Here is a 22119-nt window from a genome sequence, read left to right as displayed (position 1 = left end):
GGTGCGGAAAAATCCGGGCGGGAATGATCCGTCATGAAAAGTCGCGGCTCAGCGATAAGGCGCATCGAGTTCGAGCCTCCGCGCCAGCACACTCTCCCAGCGGTCTCCGTTAGAGAGCAGCTTTTCCTTGTCGTACATCAGCTCCTCACGCGTCTCGGTCGCGAACTCATAGTTCGGCCCTTCAACAATGGCATCGACCGGGCACGCTTCCTCACAGAGGCCGCAATAAATACACTTCGTCATGTCGATGTCGTAACGCGTGGTACGCCGCGAACCATCATCGCGCGGCTCAGCCTCAATCGTGATAGCTTCCGCCGGACAAGCCGCTTCGCACAGTTTGCAGGCAATGCAGCGCTCTTCTCCGTTTGGATACCGGCGCAGCGCATGTTCTCCACGAAAACGAGGCGATAACGGGCCTTTTTCGTAAGGGTAGTTGATGGTCACTTTCGGTTTGAACATCGTCCTGAACGTCGCCGCCATGCCGGAGACGATTTCGGTCAGCAGAAATGCCTTCAGTGCACGATCCATGCCGGCCATCAGCTTACTCCCTGCGGCAACAGTCCGGTCGCGAGCAGGAACCCGGCTGTCGCAATCATCCAGAGCAGCGAGACAGGCAGGAAGACTTTCCAGCCAAGGCGCATAAGCTGGTCGTAGCGGTAGCGGGGGAAAGTCGCACGCGTCCAGATAAAGACAAAAAGACAGAAGATAATTTTGGCGATCAGCCAGAGGGGGCCGGGAATCCATGTAAACGGCGCGATTCCGAGCGGCGGCAGCCAGCCCCCGAGAAACAGGATGCTGACCATGCCGGACATGAGGATCATGTTGGCATATTCACCCAGAAAGAAGAGGCCGAAGGACAGCGAAGAGTATTCGACAAAAAATCCCGCCACCAGTTCACTCTCGCCTTCCGGCAGATCGAACGGTGCCCGGTTCGTCTCAGCAAGCGCCGAAATGAAGAAGACGATGAACATCGGAAACATCGGCACACAGAACCAGATATGCCTCTGCGCCAGGATGATGTCGTTGAGGTTCAGGCTGCCGACAGCTAGGAGAACCGAAACTATTACCAGTCCGATCGAAACCTCATACGAAACCATCTGCGCCGCTGAACGAAGACCGCCCAGGAATGCGTACTTGGAATTCGACGCCCAGCCCGCAATCAGGATGCCGTAAACACCCAGTGACGAAATCGCCAGCAGATAGAGAATGCCAACATTGATATTCGCGACGGCAAGCCCGTTTCCTGTCGGAACCACAGCCCACGCCACCATTGCCAGCGAAAACGTCAGAAACGGCGCGAAAAGAAACAGAAATCTGTTCGCACCCGACGGTATGATCGTCTCCTTCGTGATCATCTTGATCGCGTCGGCGAAAGCCTGGAGCAGACCGAAAATACCGTTCACATTCGGGCCGCGGCGAAGCTGCATCGCCGCCATGACCTTACGTTCCATCAGCGTCAGGTAAGCGACCGCAATAAGCAGCGGCACAAGCACCGCCAGCGCCTCAAGAACGATCAGAATGACGTGGCCGATAACCGTATCGAAGAAAAAATGCGCCACGTTCTTACTCCGCCGCTACAGCCGTGTGCGGTGCGTGAACGCGTGCACACTCATTCATCGTCGGACTGGCCCGGCTGATCGGATTTGTCAGGTAATATCCCTGTGTAAGGGATGTGAAAGGACGTGCATCAAGGCCGCTCTGGCCACCCGGAACATCCGGTTGCACCGCCTCGGCATCATTCCCCAGACGCAACCTCTCACGGAGCGCCTCCAGCGTGTCATAGGGCAGCGTATGCCCGAGGACCTCGGAAACTGCCCTCAGAATACGCCAGTCCTCCCGGGCTTCACCCGGTGGAAATACAGCCTGAAAACCTCGCTGAACCCGCCCCTCTGTATTCACCCAGGTACCTGATTTCTCCGTGTAGGCAGCCCCCGGCAAAATTACATCGGCCCGGGCCGCCCCGGCGTCACCATGATGACCCTGATAGATCACAAATGTCTCAGGACCGATTGCATGTACGGGAAACTCATCCGCGCCAAGCAGCCACAAAACGTCAACTCCGCCGCTCAGCATGCCACGAACACTGCGGCCACCCGGGCGCGGCAGAAAACCGAGATCCAGTCCCGCCACACGAGAAGCTGCCGTATGCAGAACATTCAGACCATTCCATCCTTCAGCAATGGCCCCGACGCTTTCCGCAAGCTGAGTGCAAAGCGCCTGTACATCTGCAGCGTCCTCACGAGCTAACGCTTCCTGACCGATAATTATCATCGGCTTCTTTGCGTTCTTCAGGATTTCTGCAAAAGCATGTGAACCAGCGACAAAGTCACGAAGCGCACCAGGCCCGTCACCGAGGCGTTCGCAGGCCCAGGTCGGGTCAGCACCGACATCGCCGATTACACCAATCGGGAAACCACTGCGTCCCGCCGCCAGATAGCGCTTACGGATACGCGCATTCAGTACCGGTGCATCATGCCGCGGATCAGCGCCGATCACCAGCAGGGCATCAGCCTCATCAATGCCGGCGATACCGCTCGCGAAAATATAACGTGACCTGCTGGATGTATCATACAGCGCGCCGTCCTGACGGCAGTCGAGATTCGGCGAACCTAGAGCCAGCATCAGATCACGCAATGCCATGATGCTCTCTGCCTCGCACAGATCACCAACAATTGCACCAATGCGTGAACCAGGCACACCATTGAGGCGCCGTGCGATAGCGACGAATGCATCCTGCCACGATACGGCCTGTAGTTTACCGTGTACCCGCACCCAGGGCCGGTCGAGACGCCGACGCTTCAGACCATCGACCGAAAAACGTCCCTTATCGGAGAGCCATTCTTCATTGATATCATCATTAACCCGCGGAACGATCCGTTTGACTTCACCTCCGCGCGCCTGGATCTGAATATTCGTCCCGACTGCGTCCATGACGTCAATCGCGTCAGTTTTCTTCATTTCCCATGGGCGGGCCTGGAATGCACCAGGCTTTGATGTGAGAGCCCCGACCGGGCAGATATCAATCAGGTTTCCCGAAAGCTCTGAGGTCAGAGCTTTCTCGACATAGGTGGTAATCTCCACGTTCTCGCCACGCGAGACCGCCCCGAGTTCCGGCGTACCGGCAACCTCTGTGCAGAACCGCACGCAACGCGTGCACTGAATGCACCTCGTCATGACAGTCTTGACCAGCGGGCCGAGATTTTTATCGGTCACAGCCCGTTTTTCTTCATGATAACGGGAAATACCGGAACCGTAGCCGTATGCCTGGTCCTGAAGATCACACTCACCGCCCTGATCACATATCGGGCAATCAAGCGGGTGATTGATCAGCAGGAACTCCATTACCGCCCGCCGCGCCTTCCGGACGACCTCTGTGTCCGTCAGAATCTGCATGCCCTCAGCCACAGGAAACCCGCAGGACGCAACCGGCTTGGGTGCCCGCACAACCTGCACAAGACACATGCGGCAGTTACCGGCAACAGACAGACGTTCATGGAAACAGAAACGCGGGATTTCCTTACCGGCAGCTTCACAGGCCTGAAGCGCAGAAGACCCGGCAGGCACATCAACAGGAATACCGTCGACGATCACTCTGACCATCTGCTTTACTCCGCTGCCAGAGTTGCAACCGGAGCGCTGGCAGGTACCTGCACCTGCTTAGCCCCGCCATGCTGTTGTTTGTAATTATGAATCCGCTCTTCCATTACCGGTCGGAAATGACGGATCAGCCCCTGAATCGGCCATGCTGCAGCATCACCAAGAGCGCAGATTGTATGACCCTCCACCTGACGCGTGACCTGCTCAAGCATATCGATTTCCTCGATCTCGGCCCGACCTTCGACCATGCGGTTCATCACACGCATCATCCAGCCCGTCCCTTCACGACAGGGCGTACACTGTCCGCAGCTCTCGTGTTTGAAAAACTGAGAGAACCGCGCAATGGCTTTTATAATATCAGTAGATTTGTCCATGACGATCATGCAGGCTGTTCCAAGTCCGGAACGTTCAGCGCGCAGACTGTCGTAATCCATCAGAACGGTCTCACAGATCTCCTTTGGCAGCAGGGGCACCGAACAACCGCCAGGAATAACCGCGAGCAGATTATCCCAGCCGCCTCTGACACCACCGCCGTGTTTTTCGATAATTTCTTTCAGAGGAACACCGAGTTCTTCCTCAAATACACAGGGTGTATTCACATGCCCTGAAATGGCCATGAGTTTCGACCCGGTATTGTTCGGACGTCCCAGACCGGCGAACCACGCTCCGCCACGACGCAGAATAGTCGATGCAACAGCAATACTTTCAACATTGTTCACTGTTGTCGGACAGCCATACAATCCCGCCCCGGCCGGAAACGGGGGCTTCATGCGTGGTTGCCCCTTCTTTCCTTCCAGGCTTTCAAGAAGCGCTGTTTCTTCTCCGCAGATATACGCACCAGCTCCGCGATGGATATAAAAATCAAAATCCCACCCGGTTCCGGCAGCATTTTTTCCAAGAAGACCTGCTTCATAGGCTTCGTCGACAGCACACTGAAGATGACGCGCCTCATTATAAAACTCACCGCGAACATAGATGTACGCCGCGTGAGCTCCCATCGCGAACGATGCGATCAGCGCACTTTCGATCAGCTTATGTGGTTCATGACGAAGGATTTCACGATCCTTGCAGGTTCCCGGTTCGGATTCATCGCCGTTTATCACAAGATAATGTGGTAACGGCCCATCGCCTTTCGGCATGAATGACCATTTCAGGCCCGTCGGAAATCCGGCACCTCCACGCCCGCGAAGTGAGGAGGCCTTCATTTCCGCAACGATTGCATCGCGGCCTTTTCCGAGGATTGCTTTCGTGTCGTTCCAGTCTCCGCGTGCGCGGGCTCCGGCGAGCCGCCAGTCGTTCTGACCGTAGAGATTGGTAAATATCCGGTCTTTATCGCTCAGCATCGCCGCTTTCCTCACCCCTGCCCGGAACCGGAAGCGTCATGAACCGTCTCCAGCAATACCTTACGCCCGCCTTCCGGTGCCGACCCCATCCGGTCAATCGTCGGACCCGGTTCAGGCCGCTCACCCCGACGCAATGCCTCAATCAGCGCTTCAGTCCGCGGACCATCGAGATCTTCATAATAATCATCATCAACCTGCAGAATCGGCGCATTGGCACAGGCGCCGAGACACTCCACTTCACTCAGAGTGAACAGTCCGTCCGCACTGGTCTCACCAAAATGCTTTATCCCCGTCGCCTTTTTGCAGGCTGTCACAACATCATCCGATCCCCGCAACCAGCAGGATGTCGTCGTACAGGCCTGCAGATGGTAACGACCGATCGGCTTCGTGTTGAACATGAAATAGAAAGTTGCGACCTCATAAACCCGGATCGGCGCAATCTCCAGCCGCTCGGCTATCCGGTCCATAGCCACAACCGGCACCCAGGCACTGCCTGTCTGACGACCCATCTGCCGCTGGGCGACATATAGCAGGGGGAGTGATCCGCTTGCTTTCCTCTCCGGAGGATACTTCGCAAGAATTTTCGTAATTTCTGCTTCGCTGATCTCGTCAAATTCGAAGTGCTCAGGCTGCTCGCGATTCACGTCGCTCATCTGTCCACCTCACCAAACACCAGATCCAGCGATCCGATGATCGCCACCGTATCCGCCAGCATCGACCGCCGTGAAAGTTCATCGATCGCCTGCAGATGAGAGAAACCCGTCGGCCTGATCTTGCATCGATACGGCCTGTTGCTGCCATCCGCCACAAGATACACCCCGAATTCTCCCTTCGGCGTCTCCACAGCGGTGTATGTCGCACCCGGAGGCACATGATACCCCTCGGTAAACAACTTGAAGTGATGGATCAGTGCTTCCATCGATCGTTTCATGACAGCACGTGGCGGGGCAGAAAATTTTGGATCCTGAATCTTAACCGGGCCTGGTTTAATCTGCTCCAGACCCTGCCTGATAATTTTCACACTCTCACGCAACTCTGCGACCCGGATGAGATACCGGTCATAGCAGTCACCGTGCCGGGCGACCGGCACGTTAAACGTCACCTTGTCGTAATTATCATAAGGCTGCGAGCGACGAAGATCCCACGGCACGCCGGATCCACGCAGACAAGGTCCACTAAATCCCCACGCGAGAGCCTGCTCGCTGGTAAAAACACCGATACCGACTGTACGTTGTTTCCAAATCCGGTTTTCTGTCAGAAGACCTTCAAGATCATCAATCCAGGACGGAAACTCTTCTGCCCAGTTCGCAATTTTTTCTTCAAGTCCCGCTGGCAGATCTCGCGCGACACCACCCGGACGGAAGTAATTGGCATGGAACCGGGCTCCTGACGCCGCCTCGTGAAACTCAATCAGCTTCTCACGCTCTTCATAACCCCATAAAGCTGGTGTCACCGCACCGCAATCGAGCCCCATCGCTGTCAGATTAAGGATATGATTCAGAATCCGCGTGATTTCAGCAAAGATAACCCGAATCCACTTTGCACGTTCCGGTGCTTCAATTCCCAGAAGCTTTTCCGTTGCCAGCGCGAAAGCATGTTCTTCGCACATCGGAGATGCGTAATCGAGCCGGTCAAAATAGGGCAACGCTTTCTGATACGTTTTATATTCGATCAGCTTTTCCGTGCCACGATGCAAAAGACCGATGTGAGGCACCGCCCGGGCGACAACCTCCCCTTCCATCTCCAGAACCAGTCTGAGCACCCCATGCGCTGAGGGATGCTGCGGGCCAAAATTCAGCGCATGACTGTCAATTTCGACGGTGCGCCGCTCGACATCATCAGCAACATCTTCGGACAGAAGAGATTCCGGAAGACGACCTTCACCAAGAAGCTCGGACTCAAGATCCTGTTTGACGGTCTGTGTCATGAAAAAGCTCCTGTCACTTCAGCTTCTGCATGATCTGACGCAGCTCATGCGCCCGTTCATCGCCCGGAAGGGTAAGAACTCCCTCCCAAGGAGAAACGAAGTCAAAGTCACGAAAATCCTGAGTCAGCGATACGGGCTCCCGCACGATCTGTCGCCGTTCGGGATCGTAGCGAACCTCGACATAGCCGGTCAGCGGAAAGTCCTTACGCAGGGGATGACCTTCAAATCCGTAATCCGTCAGAATACGGCGCAGATCAGGCTGCCCCGAGAACAGCACACCATACAGATCGTAGCATTCCCGCTCCCACCAGGTCGCGCATGGCCAGAGCGTGTGAACAGAAGGCACCGGCTCCAGTTCATCCGTTGTCACAATCACACGGACCCGGTGGTTATGACTGACAGACAACAGATTATAGACCACATCGAAACGGTCTTCGCGTTGCGGAAAATCCACACCACACAGATCCATCAGCTGCTCACAGCGGAAACGCGGATCATCGCGCAACAGAAGCATAAGCGGAATGAGGCGCTCGCGATGCGTGCGAATCACCAGTTCGCCGCCCTCAAGTGCCGCTGAAGAAATTCCCGGAAGAGAAGTCGACAGCACAAAGGCAAGATAGGACAGACTGGAAGATGCCGGCGCCTGCATGCTGGCCGGGGCCTGATCGTCAACCACGCAGAATCGTTCCTGTCCGACGGATTTTCTTTTGCAGCAGCATGATGCCGTAAATCAGCGCCTCGGCAGTAGGCGGGCATCCCGGGACATACACATCGACCGGAACAACGCGATCACACCCCCGGACAACCGAATAGGAGTAATGATAGTAGCCACCGCCATTTGCGCAGGACCCCATCGAAATCACCCAGCGTGGTTCAGCCATCTGGTCGTAAACCCGCCGCAACGCCGGAGCCATTTTGTTCGTCAGGGTCCCAGCAACGATCATCACATCCGACTGACGCGGCGAGCCGCGCGGGATGACGCCCATACGGTCAAGATCGTAACGCGGCATATAGGCGTGAATCATTTCCACAGCGCAACACGCCAGCCCAAACGTCATCGGCCAGAGACTTCCCGTACGTCCCCAGTTGACCAGCTTATCGAGACTCGCGACCACGAATCCCTTTTCGCTGATTTCACCGGTAATTCCGCGAACAATTGCCTCCTGTTCCGGGCCGGGAGGGACCATGTCGCGGTTCCACACCACGTTCTCCGCTGATCCGCCTGCACTGTCACCGCTCATTGCGCGCACCTCTCATTACCGCCCCGAAAGCCGGCCAGCCTCATCAATCCCAGTCCAGCGCGCCCTTACGCCACTCATAAAGAAAGCCGATACCAAGCACACCAAGGAAGGCCATCATCGAAAAGAACCCGAACGCTCCGATCCGTGAAAGGCTGATCGCCCACGGAAAGAGGAAAGCCACTTCCAGATCGAAAATGATGAACAGGATCGATACGAGATAGAACCGCACATCAAAACGGCGCCGGGCATCATCAAATGGCTCAAAGCCGCATTCGTAGGCCGAAAGCTTCTCAGTATAGGGTTTCTGATGGCCGCAGATCAGCGACGCGCCCAGCATAGCCCCGGCAATCACCACAGCCAGAATGCCGAAAATCAGAACGGGAAGGTAATCATTAATAACCGAATGCAAGACCGCCCCCGTAGCTTACTCCCTGTCACACCTGAGTTTCCTCAACGGAATCTGCTGTTGTGACGACAGGCTGAAACTATGCCTGGCGACGTTCCCTGGCCAGAGCCTGAGCCACTGATATCAGGAACTTTCCCGTGAACCGTGCAGCGACATGTGATTCATGGGCGGGATCTGTTCAACACAAATCCGAGATCCGACAGAAGACAGACACCAAGGACAGAATAGCTTGCCCGCGTTTTCGGTTATCGTCCGAAAGATTCGACCATAAAGTCGACCAGATAAATATCCAGACACCACGACTACGGACATCAGATTTAAGAAAGCCAGACTGATTATTAAAATAAGCTGGCGCTGATAATATTTAGTCGCAACAATACGAATATATGTAAAGTATCGTCTTTTATTCCGTAAAATCAATAACTCTTACCGCAAAACACAATCGCCGCTAAAGCAGCGTATCCACAGGTTCGTATTATCCCTGCTATTTCATGGAACAAAAATGGTGGGCGATGACGGGATCGAACCGCCGACCCTCTCGGTGTAAACGAGACGCTCTACCGCTGAGCTAATCGCCCGTCGCGTTGCATTAAACACATCAGAACAATCAATCAACCGTTCCGACAGGTCACCATGCTAAAATCTATTGCAGGCCGGAAAATTCAGTCCTGTAAAAAAGAGCAGGGTAAAAAATACCCTGCCCACATTAATATGAGCGTTAATCAGCTCACAGCGTCTTTCAGTGTTTTACCTGGCTTGAATCTGACAGAAGTTGATGCCGGAATATCAATCTCCTCGCCCGTACGCGGATTACGGCCCTTGGTCGCCTTGCGATGCGCTGTAACAAATGAACCAAATCCAACGAGACGAACTTCCTGCTTCTGCTTCAGGGACTTCTCAATCGCAGCGAAAACGGCATCCACCACTTCGCCAGCTTTCGCTTTCGGCAGGTCAACTTCATCCGCAACGATCGAGACGAGTTCCTGCTTATTAAGCGGCTTATCCATATATACGCCTTTCTCTGTTCAGGTCCTTGTCGCGACCTGACGTCGCGACGGACATTCCGCGGCGCACTATGAAGCCGTTTTTCGCCACGTCAACTGGCTCAGCGCCCGGCAGGAAGGCAAATTTTCCTTCCACCGGGAAGCCTCCCCCGGTCAGTGCGCAACCGCGCTCGTCGTACCCGGCGCAGCAATCTGGGTCATCACCTCCGCCTCATCCTCCCACTCGATAGGGACAGGAACCCTGACAAGCGCCCGGTCAATGACTTCATCGACGTGGGAAACAGGGACAAGTTCGAGATGTTTCTTCACAGCATCGGGCAGTTCTGCCAGATCCTTCTCATTGTCTTTCGGCAGAAACACCGTTTTGATCCCGGCGCGCATCGCCGCAAGCAGCTTCTCTTTCAGCCCGCCAATCGGCAGCACCCGACCGCGAAGTGTAATTTCACCAGTCATCGCCACATCGCGCCGGACAGGAATGCCGGTCAGCACGCTGACCAGCGATGTCGCCATCGCAATACCAGCAGACGGACCATCCTTCGGAGTCGCCCCCTCCGGCACGTGGACATGAATGTCACGCTTCTCGAACAAAGTCGGCTTAATACCAAACTGGGTTGCACGGCTGCGGACATAAGACAGTGCAGCCGACACACTTTCCTGCATCACGTCTCCCAGCTTACCAGTCTGCCTGACCGCGCCCTTACCCGGCACCATCACGCTTTCAATGGTCAGGATCTCTCCGCCCACTTCTGTCCATGCCAGACCGGTCACGACACCGACCATGTCCACAGCCTCAGTTTCACCATGGGAGAAGCGTTTTACACCAGCGAATTTCCCCAGATTTTTAACAGTGATCGCAACCTTCTTTGCCTTGCCTGTCACGATTTCCTTCACGACCTTACGAGCAAGATTGGCGATCTCACGCTCCAGACTGCGGACGCCGGCTTCACGCGTGTAGGAACGAATCAGCTCCATCAGTGCGTCATCAGAGATAGACCATTCATCCGGCTTCAGATTATGGGCTTCGCTCTGCTTGGCAATCAGATGCCGGCGCGCGATATTCATCTTCTCTTCTTCGGTGTAGCCGGACAGACGGATGATCTCCATACGATCCAGCAAAGGCTGAGGCATGTTAAGGCTGTTAGCCGTGGTCACAAAGAGCACATCCGAGAGGTCATAATCGACCTCCAGATAGTGGTCCGAAAACGTCGAATTCTGCTCAGGATCCAGAACCTCAAGCAAAGCAGATGCCGGATCACCACGCCAGTCCGCACCAAGCTTGTCAATTTCATCAAGAAGAAAAAGCGGATTCGAAACCTTCGCTTTCTTCATTCCCTGAATGATTTTGCCCGGCATGGACCCGATATAAGTCCGCCTGTGTCCGCGAATCTCAGATTCATCGCGAACTCCGCCAAGCGACATCCGCACATAATGACGTCCGGTCGCCTTAGCGATCGACCGTGCCAGTGTGGTCTTACCCACACCCGGTGGTCCGACGAGGCAAAGAATCGGCCCCTTCAGCTTTTGTGACCGGCTTTGCACAGCCAGATATTCGAGAATACGCTCTTTGACCTTTTCAAGCGCATAGTGATCTTCGTCCAGAACGTGTTCCGCTTCAGCCAGATCGTTTTTAACTTTCGTCCGCTTCTTCCAGGGAACACCAAGCAGCCAGTCAAGATAATTACGGACAACTGTCGACTCGGCTGACATCGGACTCATGGCACGCAGCTTCTTAAGCTCACCCATGGCCTTTTCACGGGCTTCCTTACTCAGCCTGGTTTTAGCAATCTTCTCCTCAAGCTCGGCTGTCTCGTCTTTCCCATCCTCACCTTCGCCGAGTTCCTTCTGGATCGCCTTAAGCTGCTCGTTCAGATAATATTCACGCTGCGTTTTCTCCATCTGCCGCTTCACCCGGTTCCGGATGCGCTTCTCTACCTGAAGAACGCCAATTTCGGCTTCCATATGTGCCAGAATTTTCTCAAGCTGCTTCGTCACAGACGGCAGTTCGAGAATTTCCTGTTTTTCTGAAATTTTGAGATTCAGGTGGCTGGCAACCGTATCTGCCAGCTTCGACAGATCGCTAATCTGATTCAGCGAGACCATCACTTCAGCGGCAATCTTTTTATTCAGTTTGATATACTGTTCAAACTGACCGACCACCGCACGCGCAAGCGCTTCTGTCTCCTCACTCGCCGCGGATTCTTCCGGAACAGACTCAATTTCCGCTTCGAAATGCCCATCCACTTCCAGCAATTTCGTGACGCGAGCCCGCTGATTTCCCTCCACCAGCACTTTTACAGTGCCATCCGGAAGCTTCAGGAGCTGCAGAATTGTTGAGACAGTACCAAATCGATAGACATCGTCCGGTCCGGGATCGTCCTGAGCCGCGTCCTTCTGTGCAAGCAGCAGAATATGCTTGTCGTCTTTTGTAACAGACTCAAGCGCTCGAACCGATTTTTCACGCCCCACAAAAAGCGGCACGATCATATGCGGGAATACAACAATATCGCGGAGCGGCAAGACCGCCACCCGATTCACCGACGAAGATGCAGAAGATGCCGACTCTCCGGCCACCATGGCTTCCACCGACGTGGCCACCGGCTCAGCCTGTTTGATGCGTTTACGGCGCGGAGCTGGAGTCTTCTTTTTTTCTGTCATGATATAGGCGACCTCCTGAAGGGACGATCCTGCGATTCGCGCCCGATAACGGCACACGTATCGCGAACCTGCCTGTAGAGCAGACTCGACGCGGGCACGATGCAAAACATCTCGCCCAAGTCTCGCGCATAATTACTAATATCGGGATGTTTTTTATCTCCGCAAGGGCCGCTCACGCGTATGCGAGAGCGGCTGCAGAGATGCTTACGATCCGTCAGGCGGACTGCTCCGACGGAATTTCTTTTGACTTACCGTAGACGTAGACAGGTGACGCTTTACCTTCGGCGACTTCCTTATTGACCACGACCTCGTCGACGTTATCGAGCCCTGGCAGATCGAACATCGTGGACAGCAAAATACTCTCCATAATCGAGCGCAAACCACGAGCACCGGTTTTCCGCTCAATAGCCCGATGTGCAATCGCCTTCAGCGCGTCATCCGTAAAGGTGAGTTTCACTCCCTCAATCTGAAAGAGCTTGGCATACTGTTTAACCAGTGCGTTCTTTGGCTCTGCGAGGATCTGCACCAGTGCTGCCTCGTCAAGATCGTCCAGCGTCGCCACAACCGGGAGGCGTCCGATAAACTCCGGAATAAGACCGAATTTCATCAGATCTTCCGGCTCCACTCCGCGCAGAATTGCACCGGTCCGGCGATCTTCAGGCGCCTGGACATCGGCCCCAAAACCAATTCCCGACCCTTTACCTCGCGCGGAAATAATCTTGTCCAGACCGGCGAACGCGCCTCCGCAGATGAAAAGCATATTGGTTGTATCGACCTGCAGGAACTCCTGCTGCGGATGCTTGCGCCCGCCCTGCGGCGGAACGGACGCAACCGTGCCCTCCATGAGCTTCAGCAACGCCTGCTGCACACCTTCACCACTGACATCGCGCGTAATCGAAGGATTGTCCGATTTACGCGAAATTTTATCGATTTCATCGATATAGACGATGCCACGCTGAGCCCGTTCGACATTGTAGTCCGCGGCTTGCAGAAGCTTGAGAATGATGTTTTCAACATCCTCACCAACATATCCCGCCTCAGTCAGCGTCGTCGCGTCAGCCATCGTGAACGGCACGTCGATAATTCTGGCCAGGGTCTGGGCAAGCAATGTCTTACCAGTACCGGTCGGCCCGATCAGAAGAATATTGGATTTCGCGATTTCGACATCATTATTCTTCTGGGCATATGCCAGACGCTTGTAATGGTTGTGAACGGCGACCGCGAGCACCTTCTTGGCGTCGAACTGACCGATCACATAATCATTCAGAACCGCGCAGATCTCTTTGGGAGTCGGGACTCCGTCACGAGATTTTACGAGCATCGTCTTATGCTCTTCACGGATGATATCCATGCAGAGTTCCACGCACTCATCACAGATGAACACTGTCGGACCCGCGATCAGCTTGCGGACCTCATGCTGCGACTTCCCGCAGAACGAGCAATAAAGCGTGTTCTTGGAATCGCCGGACTTCGCGTTCATCTGCCGTCCCCTGACATTGCCCGGACCGGGCTTTCCGGCTGTGCGCCGGATAAATTAAAAATCGTAGCCATCCCCGGAGCTATCATCAAGTCGCCCGCAGAGGACGCGCACCGGAGCTCCGAATCGCGAGAGCTCGCGCTTCTAGGACTTTTCCGGAGACTGAGCCGCGTGATTCCTGATGACCTCATCCACAATACCAAACGATTTAGCCTCCTCAGCAGACATGTACGAATCGCGCTCAAGCTTTCGCTCAATATCTTCAAGCGACTGTCCGGTGTGCTCCCGGTAGATTTCGTTAAGGCGCTGCCGAATGGTCAGAATTTCCTTTGCCTGGATCTCAATGTCACTTGCCTGGCCCTGTGCCCCGCCAGACGGCTGATGAACCATTACGCGCGCATTCGGCAACGCATAACGATGCCCGGCAGCCCCCCCGGCCAGAAGCAGTGACCCCATCGAAGCCGCCTGACCGATGCACACCGTGCTGACCGGACTCCGGATGTATTGCATCGTGTCATAGATCGCGAGCCCTGCTGACACGACGCCACCAGGGCTGTTGATGTAGAACGAAATTTCTTTCGTTGGGTTCACGCTCTCCAGATAAAGAAGCTGCGCAGAAATCACAGACGCAACCTGATCGTACACTGGTCCTGTCAGGAAGATGATACGCTCCTGAAGAAGTCGCGAATAGATATCGAACGCACGCTCTCCACGGGAGGTCTGCTCAACCACCATTGGTACAAGCGCATTGTTGTAAATTTCGACAGGGCTTGAATCCCGCATCACATCATTCCCGACTTCTGTACGCCACGTTCCGGACCGGATTCCGAATCGACGCAGCCAAGCTCCGTCTTCAGCCCCACCCCGGTAAAAGGCCCGGTTTGTTTAAAATAGAGATAAACGGCACCGACGCTAGCCCGTCCGGCGAAAATCACCTTATCCCGCTCACTCGATACCATCAGCACAAAAACTTACGGCACCTTTCTCCCGAAAAGGAAAAAGGTGCCGCCCGTCCGACTCTCAGGAATCGCGCTGACAGATCAGACGCTGGCCGGAGGCATGTCAGCCAGTTCTTCCGGTGTCACTTCCCTGTCTTCGACTTTCGCCAGTTCGATCAGATAATCGACCACTTTATTCTCGAAAATCGGACCGCGCAGAGACTCGGCAGCCTGCGGATTCTTCATAAAGAAATCGAACGCGGCCTGCTCCTGCCCACGATACCGCATCGCTTCCGCACGGATCGCACGTGCCATCTCGTCCTGCGTCACGGCAATACCTTTTGCACGGCCAATCTCAGCCAGCAGAAGACCCAGTTTAACGCGACGTTCGGCAATCTTCCGATAATCTGCCTTCAGTGTATCTTCGTCTTTATCCTTGTCTTCATCGTCAAGTTCGCCAGCCTTACGATCAGCCTCAACACGAGCCCAGATCTGCTCAAACTCCGCTTCGACCATGCTTTCAGGAGCAGGGAAATCTGTTTTTTTCGCCAGTTCATCAAGCAGATCACGCTTAATTCGCAGACGGGACAGCTGCTCATATTCATCAGCAACCTGCTTCGTAATCACTTCGCGGATCTTGTCGAGATTCTCGAACCCGATTTTCTTCGCCAGATCATCATCGACAGCAACCTCAACCGGCTTCTTCAGACCCTTCGCGGTAATGTCGAAGGTAGCAACCTGACCAGCCAGCTCCTGTGCACCATAATCTTCCGGGAAGGTCACAGTGATCTGACGTTCTTCACCCGGCCTGATACCCTCGATCTGTTCGGCAAAACCCGGGATAAATCCTTCGCCGCCGATTTCGACATTCACATCCTGTGCTGTGCCGCCATCAAACGGAACACCGTCACGTTTGCCAACGAAATCAACGACAACAACGTCGCCATTTTCCGCCGCGCGCACTTCTTCCACATCCGCAAACTCACGCTGGCGCTTTGCAATATCATTCAGCGCCTTATCAACCGTAGCCGCATCCGGCGTCGCTTTAAGACGAACGAGCGAAAGATCGGACAGGTCGGGCTCGGCGATTTCCGGCAGGATTTCCATATCGACCTTGAACTCAAGATCGCCTTTTCCATCGCCACCCGAGACCAGATCAACCTTCGGCTGCTGCGCCGGGCGAAGTCCGCGCTCCTGCAACAGATCACGCACGCCATCGGAAACAGCCTGCTCCAGCACTTCGCCCTTAACCGCAGCACCGTAACGCTGGCGCACGATCGCCAGCGGAACCTTGCCTGGACGGAAGCCCGGAAGGCTGGCCGAACTGCCCACTTCCCTGAGGCGGGCCGTCTCCCTGCTCTCGAGTTCGGTCGACGGAACAACCACGGTGAAGGCGCGCTTCAGGCCCTCGGAAAGCGTCTCAGTAACCTGCATATGCCCAGGCCATCCTCTCGTACGAACTCGGTCAACAGACAAAATACGGCCCGGCTGGCCGCAGAAAAAACGGTTCGGCAAAACGGATCGGGATGCAGCCGCTGCCAGCGGCGCGGAGCCGATGGTACGGGCGGAGGGACTTGAACCCCCACAGCTTGCGCCACCAGAACCTAAATCTGGCGTGTCTACCAATTCCACCACGCCCGCATGGCGTCACAGCGCACCCCAGGTCGCCGAAGGCGCCCGCATTACCGCAGACCACGGGTCTCGGCAAGGTCAACCCCGGATTCTACCCTTTATGATCGACACGGCACGCCGGAAGGAACCCGAAGTCCGTCCTGTAAGCGGGTCGCGGTCTCCCGTGCTTCACCCAGATGTGTATCAAGATCCTCAGCGATCAGCCAGTTGCCCGCCCGGATTCCGGCATCGCCATGGAGCCAGACACCGGCACAGGCCGCGCTCCAGTGTTCCATTCCGGCAGCCAGCAATGCTCCGATCACGCCGGACAGCGTATCTCCCGATCCCGCCGTCCCCAAAGCAGACGTGGCATGAACGTTAAGCGCCGCCCGCCCGTCAGGCGCGGCGATGATCGTCGTCGCTCCCTTCAGCACCACTACCGCCCCGATTCTGACCGCCGCAGCGCGCGCTGCCGCAAGCGGGTCCGCGCCAGGTGCTCCAAATACCCTTTTAAATTCGCCTGCATGTGGTGTGACAACCGCCACACCATGCAATTTTTCCGGATTATCCGCCGCCCAGGCGAATGCCCCCGCATCAGCCAGCACACATCGCCCCGACGACAACAGTTTTGGCAGAACTTCCCCTACTTCCTCCGGCAGCAGGCCCGGACCACAGATCCAGACTTTGCGGCGCTTATCTGCCAGCAAATCGTCAAGCGGATTTTCATCAATAATCAGTCCAGGTTCATTCATACGGAAAACCGCTGCCGCTTTTCCGGCGGCGATCCGCACGAGACCAGCCCCGGTCCGCCGTGCTGCCGTCGCTGCGAGTCTGGCGGCACCCGGCATTGCTTCACCCGCTGCCACGCTGACGACGCCCCGGCTATATTTATATGCCTCAAGCCCCGGCACAGGCAGTTTCCACAGACCCGGCTCGTTCTGCCATGTGAGGACTCCCACACTATCCATCACTGCCTCAGGAATCCCAATGTCGTGCACTTCCAGTGCACCGACATACTCCCGGCCCGGCAGCAGCAGATGACCAGGTTTCGCCCGAAAGAACGTGACAGTGAGGTCAGCCCGTGGCGCATAACCTCGTATCTGCCCGGTAGCTCCATCGATTCCGGATGGCATATCAACAGCTACGATACGCTTCGCGACAGCCAGCACCTCAGACACCGGACCCGCAACGTCCCGGCTCAGCCCTGCACCAAAGACGGCGTCGATCACCATATCGGCACGCGCGACCTCGTCCGGCGAAAACTGCACGCATGGCCCCCTGAACCGGGCTGCAACCGCGGCTGCATCGGTGCCGGGACGTGGCGCAACAAGGGACGCCGCGGCAACAGGCCAGCCAGCTTCCGCAAGATAACGCGCCGCCACATACCCGTCGCCGCCATTATTGCCCGGCCCGCAAAGGACCAGCACTCTGCAGGGGCGTGTGAAACGCCGCACCGCGCGTGCAACAGCACGTCCCGCATTTTCCATAAGCACCGACACCGGCACTAAGGCAGATGCGAGATGATCGACCCTTCCCATTTCCGCCGGAGATGGAAGAGCAAGCAGATTCCGTTTATCCGACATGCAGAACTCCTTATGACCGGAACCGGTGCCAGATATTCCACTAGGCTCCGACATCCGGCGATGTCAGCATACGCGACGTGGACAAGCGAGGCATGTTACCGGGTGATGGCAGATGCTTGCGTTCATCTGCCGAATTGGCGATCAAGCTGCGTATCAGTTTCGTTGCCACGCCGCCTGGAGTCATCATGCCCCATATTTTCTGGAGTATCATTCTGGCCCTCCACATTGCGGGAATGGCAGTCTGGATCGGGGGTGCTGCTTATGCCGCTCTGATTCTTCGCCCCAGCCTGACCCTCCTCGACACCGCCCAGCGCAATGCTGTTCATCTTCTGACTCTGAAAAAATTTCTTCGCGTTGTGTGGCATGTCATGCCGATCGTACTTGTTACGGGCTGGCTTATGATAATTCATGAAGGCGGCTTCGCGGTCGTGCCCTGGACGACCAACGCCATGCAGCTTTTCGGCCTCGTCATGGCAGGTCTGTTTCTGCGCATATTTTATGGTCCCTATCAGAAGGCACGACGCGCTATTCGCCCGCAACCGGCGACGTTCGACTCGATACGCACACTTGTGCTTGGTGTCGCCGCCTGCGGGATGCTGACGATCCTTTGTGCATCGCTCGGACATGGGCTCTGAGGCTCCGGTAACTGATATCTGTACCGGACCGGTTTTTCACAAAACCATGCCCGGCTCCCGGCGAGATGCTTGATTTTTTAGTCAGGACAGCCTACCGACGGGCACCGGGTTTCCCGCCCGCGTTTCAGCGCGCCTTACATCTTCAGGTTTCAGCCATGTACAGGTGCCAGACCAACGCCTTTGTGCGGCCGACAAGTTTGAGAGCGATTTGAGCCCCAAAACGACTGATTCATCCGAGAAAAAACCGCGGAAAGCCGTTGCGCGTCCGCGCACCCGTAAAGCTGTTTCGGCTCAGCCCGAAATAACGGAAGCTGCCGTGGGAGATATTCCGGCGGGAGAGCCCGTCAGGAAGAAGGCTGTCACACCACGGAAGCGCATCGCCACATCCGTAAAAAAAACGGCAGCAAAAACTGCTGAGAATACTGTGCCAAAAGAGGAAAAGCCGGCTCCGGTCAAAGCCGCGACCAGAAAAACGGCAACAAAAAAAGCAGCCCCGGCAGGCTCCGCTCCAAAGAGCCGGACAACAAAAGCACCACGTGTCAAAGCCGAACCTGTTGCTGAAGACACAGCACCTGCCGCAGCGGACGCGTTACCATCTGCCGGACGAAAAACCCCCTCGACAAAAAGCAGGACAGACAAATCCGCAGCCACAAAACCGCGCACACGCAGGAAAGTCTCCAAGCCTGCAAAAGAAACCGTTGCTCCTGTCGCGACCAGCGGCAAGATTGACGCTTCTCCCGAAATTCCGGATGCACATCCGCTTCATATCACCGGCGCTCTGGATATTTCTGAGGAAGTCCCGCCGGTTGAATCCGTAGTAGTCGGGAAAAAAACTGCGCCGACGGCTGAAGAGCATATCGAACCGGCTGAAAAGACGGATGAACCTGTCTTCGCTGATCTCAGCCTTTCCGAACCGATCCTGCGTGCAGTTTCGGAAATGGGGTATATCCACCCGACACCTATTCAGGCTCAGGCAATTCCCGCTGTTCTGCATGGGCAGGATGTTCTTGGTGTTGCCCAGACCGGCACTGGAAAAACGGCATCCTTTACCCTGCCGATGCTTGAGATTCTGTCTGGCTCACGTGCACGTGCCCGTATGCCGCGCTCGCTGATCCTTGAACCGACACGTGAACTGGCGCTGCAGGTCGCAGAAAACTTCGTTAATTATGGCAAACACCTGAAGCTGAATCACGCTTTGCTGATCGGCGGCGAAAGCATGGCTGATCAGAAAGACGTGCTGAATCGCGGTGTCGACGTACTGATAGCAACGCCAGGGCGCCTGATTGACCTGTTTGAACGCGGCGGTCTGCTGCTCAATCAGACCCGAATTCTCGTTATCGACGAAGCCGACCGTATGCTCGATATGGGCTTCATTCCCGACATCGAACGGATCGTCGGCCTGCTGCCCAGAACACGCCAGACACTCTTCTTCTCCGCCACGATGGCTCCGGAGATCAAACGTCTTGCGGATGCTTTCCTTCAGTCCCCACGCGAGATCACGGTCAGCCGGCCATCCACGGTGGCGACGACGATCGAAACCGGTCTCGTCATTGTCGATGAGCATGACAAGCGCAAAATACTCCGTCGCCTTCTTCGGGCCGAGAATGTACAGAATGCAATTGTATTCTGTAACCGTAAGCGTGACGTGGATATTTTACTGAAATCGCTTGTGAAACACGGCTTCGAAGCCGGTGCGCTTCATGGCGACCTGCCACAGTCCATCCGCTTTCAGACACTGGAGAAATTCAAATCTGGCGAACTGAAAATTCTCGTCTGCTCGGATGTCGCGGCACGGGGCATAGACATTGGAGGCTTATCGCACGTCTTTAATTTCGATCTGCCCTTTCATGCTGAAGATTACGTTCACCGTATCGGACGTACTGGTCGTGCGGGACGGGAAGGTCGTGCATACAGCCTCGCCACGCCGTATGAGCGGAAATTCGCTGAAGCAATCGAAACGCTGACCGGAAAGACAATCCCGCGTCTGGAACTGGCCGGCGTAACGCAGCTCGACTGGTCAGATGAGGAGCGACCGAAAGACAACCGCGGAAGAAAAAAACGCCGTGATGACCGTGGGAAGGGAAAAACCACATCTGAGCAGCTGAAAGAATCACCGGACTCGTCCCGTAAGGATCAGGAGACGGCTCCTGCTCCGGCTGTACAGGAAAAAAGACCTGAGCGAGACAATGCGCGGCAGCAGGACCGTCGACGGGATCGTCGCCCGCGTGGTTCAGAGATCCCTGACGCAACCGCTGAGACAGTGACCGGCTTTGGCGTCGATATGCCGGCCTTCATGTCGCTGCCACGTCGCATCCCCGTTCACGTCGACAACATGGCTGAGGATGCGGCAGAGAGCTGAGCGGGGCAGACGTCCGGCCCGACGACAATCAGGCCACAAGCGTGAATCCATCCCGCGCCAGGCCCAGCTATTCGACGTGATAACTCTTGGGAACGGTGGCGACGGTCTGGCCCGCCCAGTCGTTCCGTCTGAAGACAATACAGACCCCGTCTTCATCCCGTTCACCGCTCCCGGTGACCGGGTTCTCGCACGTCAGACCGGCCGCGACCGCGCCGTTCCGGAACAAATTATCGTATCTGCGCCGGAGCGGATTGATCCGGTATGCGCTCTGTTCGGGCGTTGTGGCGGCTGTGCACTTCAGCATCTGCCCACGGCCTGGTCGCTTGAGTGGAAAACTACCCTATTGCAGACTGGCTTCAGAAAAGCGGGCGTTTCTGATCTGCCGGACATTCATCAGATCCAGAGCCAGCCAGGCAGTCGTCGTCGGGCCGATCTGGCTCTCAGACGGCTACCCGGCGCCATTACGATCGGCCTGCATCAGCGCGGCGGCGATCCTGTTGATCTGACCGGATGTCATCTCCTTCATTCCACCCTGATCAGTCTGTTGCCCCCGCTTCGAGATCTGCTCCTGAAAACGGATCTGTTAAAGCGTGAAGGGGATCTGCTTATTAATCTTCTTGATTCAGGCCCGGATCTTCTGTTGTCCACGGACACTGCGCCCACTACATCAGACCGCTCCTGTCTTGCGGCCTTCGCCACGCAATACGCTATCCCCCGCATCGCCTGGCGCCGTGCCGGAACACTGGATGATCCCGAAATCCTTACGCAAATCGCGCCGGCAAGGATTCACTTCGGTGATGCCGAAATCGAACCGCCCCCTGGAGCTTTCCTGCAGGCCAGCCAGGATGGGGAGGCTGCAATCCAGGCCGCCGTCATAGCCGCTCTTCCACATATTCCGGGACGAAAAGCACGTGTGATCGAGCTTTACGCCGGTTGCGGCACACTGACTTTTCCGCTGGCAGATCATGTTCATGTTGAGGCGTTTGAAGGTCACCCTGCGGCGGTCCGGGCTTTGCAGCAGGCTTCGTCGGGCAGACGCATCGACGTTTCGCTGCGCGATCTCAACCGCCAGCCGGTAGAAAGCCGGGATCTCGCCAGTGCCCTTGCCGTCATTCTTGATCCGCCTCGCAGCGGGGCCGGCCTGCAGATGACGCAGATTCTGGACGGAAAACCGGATGTGCTGATCTATGTGAGCTGCAATCCCAAAGTTCTCTTCCGGGACACAGCCGCGCTGCTTGCCAAAGGCTATCGGCTCGACAGTGTGACCCTGGTTGATCAGTTCCTCTGGTCGGCGGAGATTGAAACTGTGTGTCGTTTTTCGCGGTCACGCGGGCGCTGACAGG

General features: G+C 56.0%; 18 protein-coding genes and 2 tRNA genes. 3 read left to right on the top strand and 17 right to left on the bottom strand.

What is annotated here, in order from left to right; translation table 11 throughout:
* Positions 1-48: 48 nt before the first annotated feature.
* The 17 genes from nuoI to GOB93_RS04450 all read right to left on the bottom strand — a co-directional run bounded on the left by nuoI (position 49) and on the right by GOB93_RS04450 (position 17782).
* Positions 49-537, bottom strand: coding sequence for an NADH-quinone oxidoreductase subunit NuoI (gene nuoI / locus GOB93_RS04530; protein ID WP_173582305.1), 489 nt, complete (start codon positions 535-537; stop codon positions 49-51).
* Complete coding sequence (gene nuoH / locus GOB93_RS04525) at positions 537-1559, bottom strand: NADH-quinone oxidoreductase subunit NuoH (RefSeq protein WP_173582304.1); 1023 nt, start codon at positions 1557-1559, stop codon at positions 537-539. The genes nuoI and nuoH overlap by 1 nt, the downstream gene beginning before the upstream one ends.
* Before the next feature lie 4 nt (positions 1560-1563).
* The gene (nuoG, locus tag GOB93_RS04520) at positions 1564-3600 is read right to left on the bottom strand and encodes an NADH-quinone oxidoreductase subunit NuoG (RefSeq protein ID WP_173582303.1); all 2037 of its coding nucleotides are present in this window, start codon (positions 3598-3600) and stop codon (positions 1564-1566) included.
* Positions 3601-3605: 5 nt separating this feature from the next.
* A complete protein-coding gene (gene nuoF / locus GOB93_RS04515; RefSeq protein WP_173582302.1) occupies positions 3606-4940 on the bottom strand; it encodes an NADH-quinone oxidoreductase subunit NuoF in 1335 nt (444 codons plus the stop codon).
* A gap of 11 nt (positions 4941-4951) precedes the next feature.
* Complete coding sequence (locus GOB93_RS04510) at positions 4952-5593, bottom strand: complex I 24 kDa subunit family protein (protein WP_173582301.1); 642 nt, start codon at positions 5591-5593, stop codon at positions 4952-4954.
* Positions 5590-6867, bottom strand: coding sequence for an NADH-quinone oxidoreductase subunit D (locus GOB93_RS04505; RefSeq protein WP_173582300.1), 1278 nt, complete (start codon positions 6865-6867; stop codon positions 5590-5592). Before GOB93_RS04505 ends, GOB93_RS04510 begins: the two co-directional genes overlap by 4 nt.
* A gap of 13 nt (positions 6868-6880) precedes the next feature.
* Entirely contained in the window at positions 6881-7516 is a 636-nt protein-coding gene (locus GOB93_RS04500) for an NADH-quinone oxidoreductase subunit C (RefSeq protein ID WP_173582396.1), read from the bottom strand.
* A gap of 19 nt (positions 7517-7535) precedes the next feature.
* Positions 7536-8108 (bottom strand): NuoB/complex I 20 kDa subunit family protein, encoded by a 573-nt coding sequence (locus GOB93_RS04495; protein ID WP_173582299.1) that lies wholly within the window; start codon positions 8106-8108, stop codon positions 7536-7538.
* 43 nt (positions 8109-8151) lie between these two features.
* Positions 8152-8517 carry an NADH-quinone oxidoreductase subunit A gene (locus tag GOB93_RS04490; RefSeq protein WP_173582298.1) on the bottom strand — a complete coding sequence of 122 codons (366 nt, stop codon included), beginning with the start codon at positions 8515-8517 and terminating at the stop codon, positions 8152-8154.
* A 500-nt stretch (positions 8518-9017) separates the two neighbouring features.
* Positions 9018-9092, bottom strand: a tRNA-Val gene (locus GOB93_RS04485).
* Positions 9093-9236: 144 nt separating this feature from the next.
* Positions 9237-9521, bottom strand: a complete 285-nt coding sequence (locus GOB93_RS04480; protein WP_173582297.1) for an HU family DNA-binding protein — start codon at positions 9519-9521, stop codon at positions 9237-9239.
* A gap of 150 nt (positions 9522-9671) precedes the next feature.
* Positions 9672-12173: an endopeptidase La gene (gene lon / locus GOB93_RS04475; RefSeq protein WP_173582296.1), complete on the bottom strand. Its 2502-nt coding sequence runs from the start codon at positions 12171-12173 to the stop codon at positions 9672-9674.
* Between the two features lie 214 nt (positions 12174-12387).
* Complete coding sequence (gene clpX / locus GOB93_RS04470) at positions 12388-13653, bottom strand: ATP-dependent Clp protease ATP-binding subunit ClpX (protein ID WP_173582295.1); 1266 nt, start codon at positions 13651-13653, stop codon at positions 12388-12390.
* Positions 13654-13794: 141 nt separating this feature from the next.
* Positions 13795-14433 (bottom strand): ATP-dependent Clp endopeptidase proteolytic subunit ClpP, encoded by a 639-nt coding sequence (gene clpP, locus GOB93_RS04465; protein WP_173582294.1) that lies wholly within the window; start codon positions 14431-14433, stop codon positions 13795-13797.
* Positions 14434-14690: 257 nt separating this feature from the next.
* On the bottom strand, positions 14691-16022 hold the full coding sequence (gene tig, locus GOB93_RS04460; RefSeq protein WP_173582293.1) for a trigger factor: 1332 nt from the start codon (positions 16020-16022) through the stop codon (positions 14691-14693).
* A gap of 122 nt (positions 16023-16144) precedes the next feature.
* Positions 16145-16229: transfer RNA gene (locus tag GOB93_RS04455), tRNA-Leu, on the bottom strand.
* 89 nt (positions 16230-16318) lie between these two features.
* A complete protein-coding gene (locus GOB93_RS04450) occupies positions 16319-17782 on the bottom strand; it encodes an NAD(P)H-hydrate dehydratase (RefSeq protein ID WP_173582292.1) in 1464 nt (487 codons plus the stop codon).
* 185 nt (positions 17783-17967) lie between these two features.
* Here GOB93_RS04450 and GOB93_RS04445 point away from each other — a divergent pair, with 185 nt between their 5' ends.
* The 3 genes from GOB93_RS04445 (at position 17968) to GOB93_RS04435 (ending at position 22115) form a co-directional block, all read left to right on the top strand.
* Entirely contained in the window at positions 17968-18417 is a 450-nt protein-coding gene (locus tag GOB93_RS04445; protein WP_173582291.1) for a hypothetical protein, read from the top strand.
* Between the two features lie 316 nt (positions 18418-18733).
* Positions 18734-20776 carry a DEAD/DEAH box helicase gene (locus GOB93_RS04440; protein WP_408742351.1) on the top strand — a complete coding sequence of 681 codons (2043 nt, stop codon included), beginning with the start codon at positions 18734-18736 and terminating at the stop codon, positions 20774-20776.
* Positions 20760-22115 carry a class I SAM-dependent RNA methyltransferase gene (locus tag GOB93_RS04435; protein ID WP_173582289.1) on the top strand — a complete coding sequence of 452 codons (1356 nt, stop codon included), beginning with the start codon at positions 20760-20762 and terminating at the stop codon, positions 22113-22115. Before GOB93_RS04440 ends, GOB93_RS04435 begins: the two co-directional genes overlap by 17 nt.
* Positions 22116-22119 lie beyond the last annotated feature (4 nt).

Source organism: Acetobacter musti (genome assembly GCF_011516835.1).
GTDB classification, from domain to species: Bacteria; Pseudomonadota; Alphaproteobacteria; order Acetobacterales; family Acetobacteraceae; genus Acetobacter; species Acetobacter musti.
Note: the sequence above shows the minus strand (reverse complement) of the source record. Positions and strands in the feature narration are given on the sequence as shown.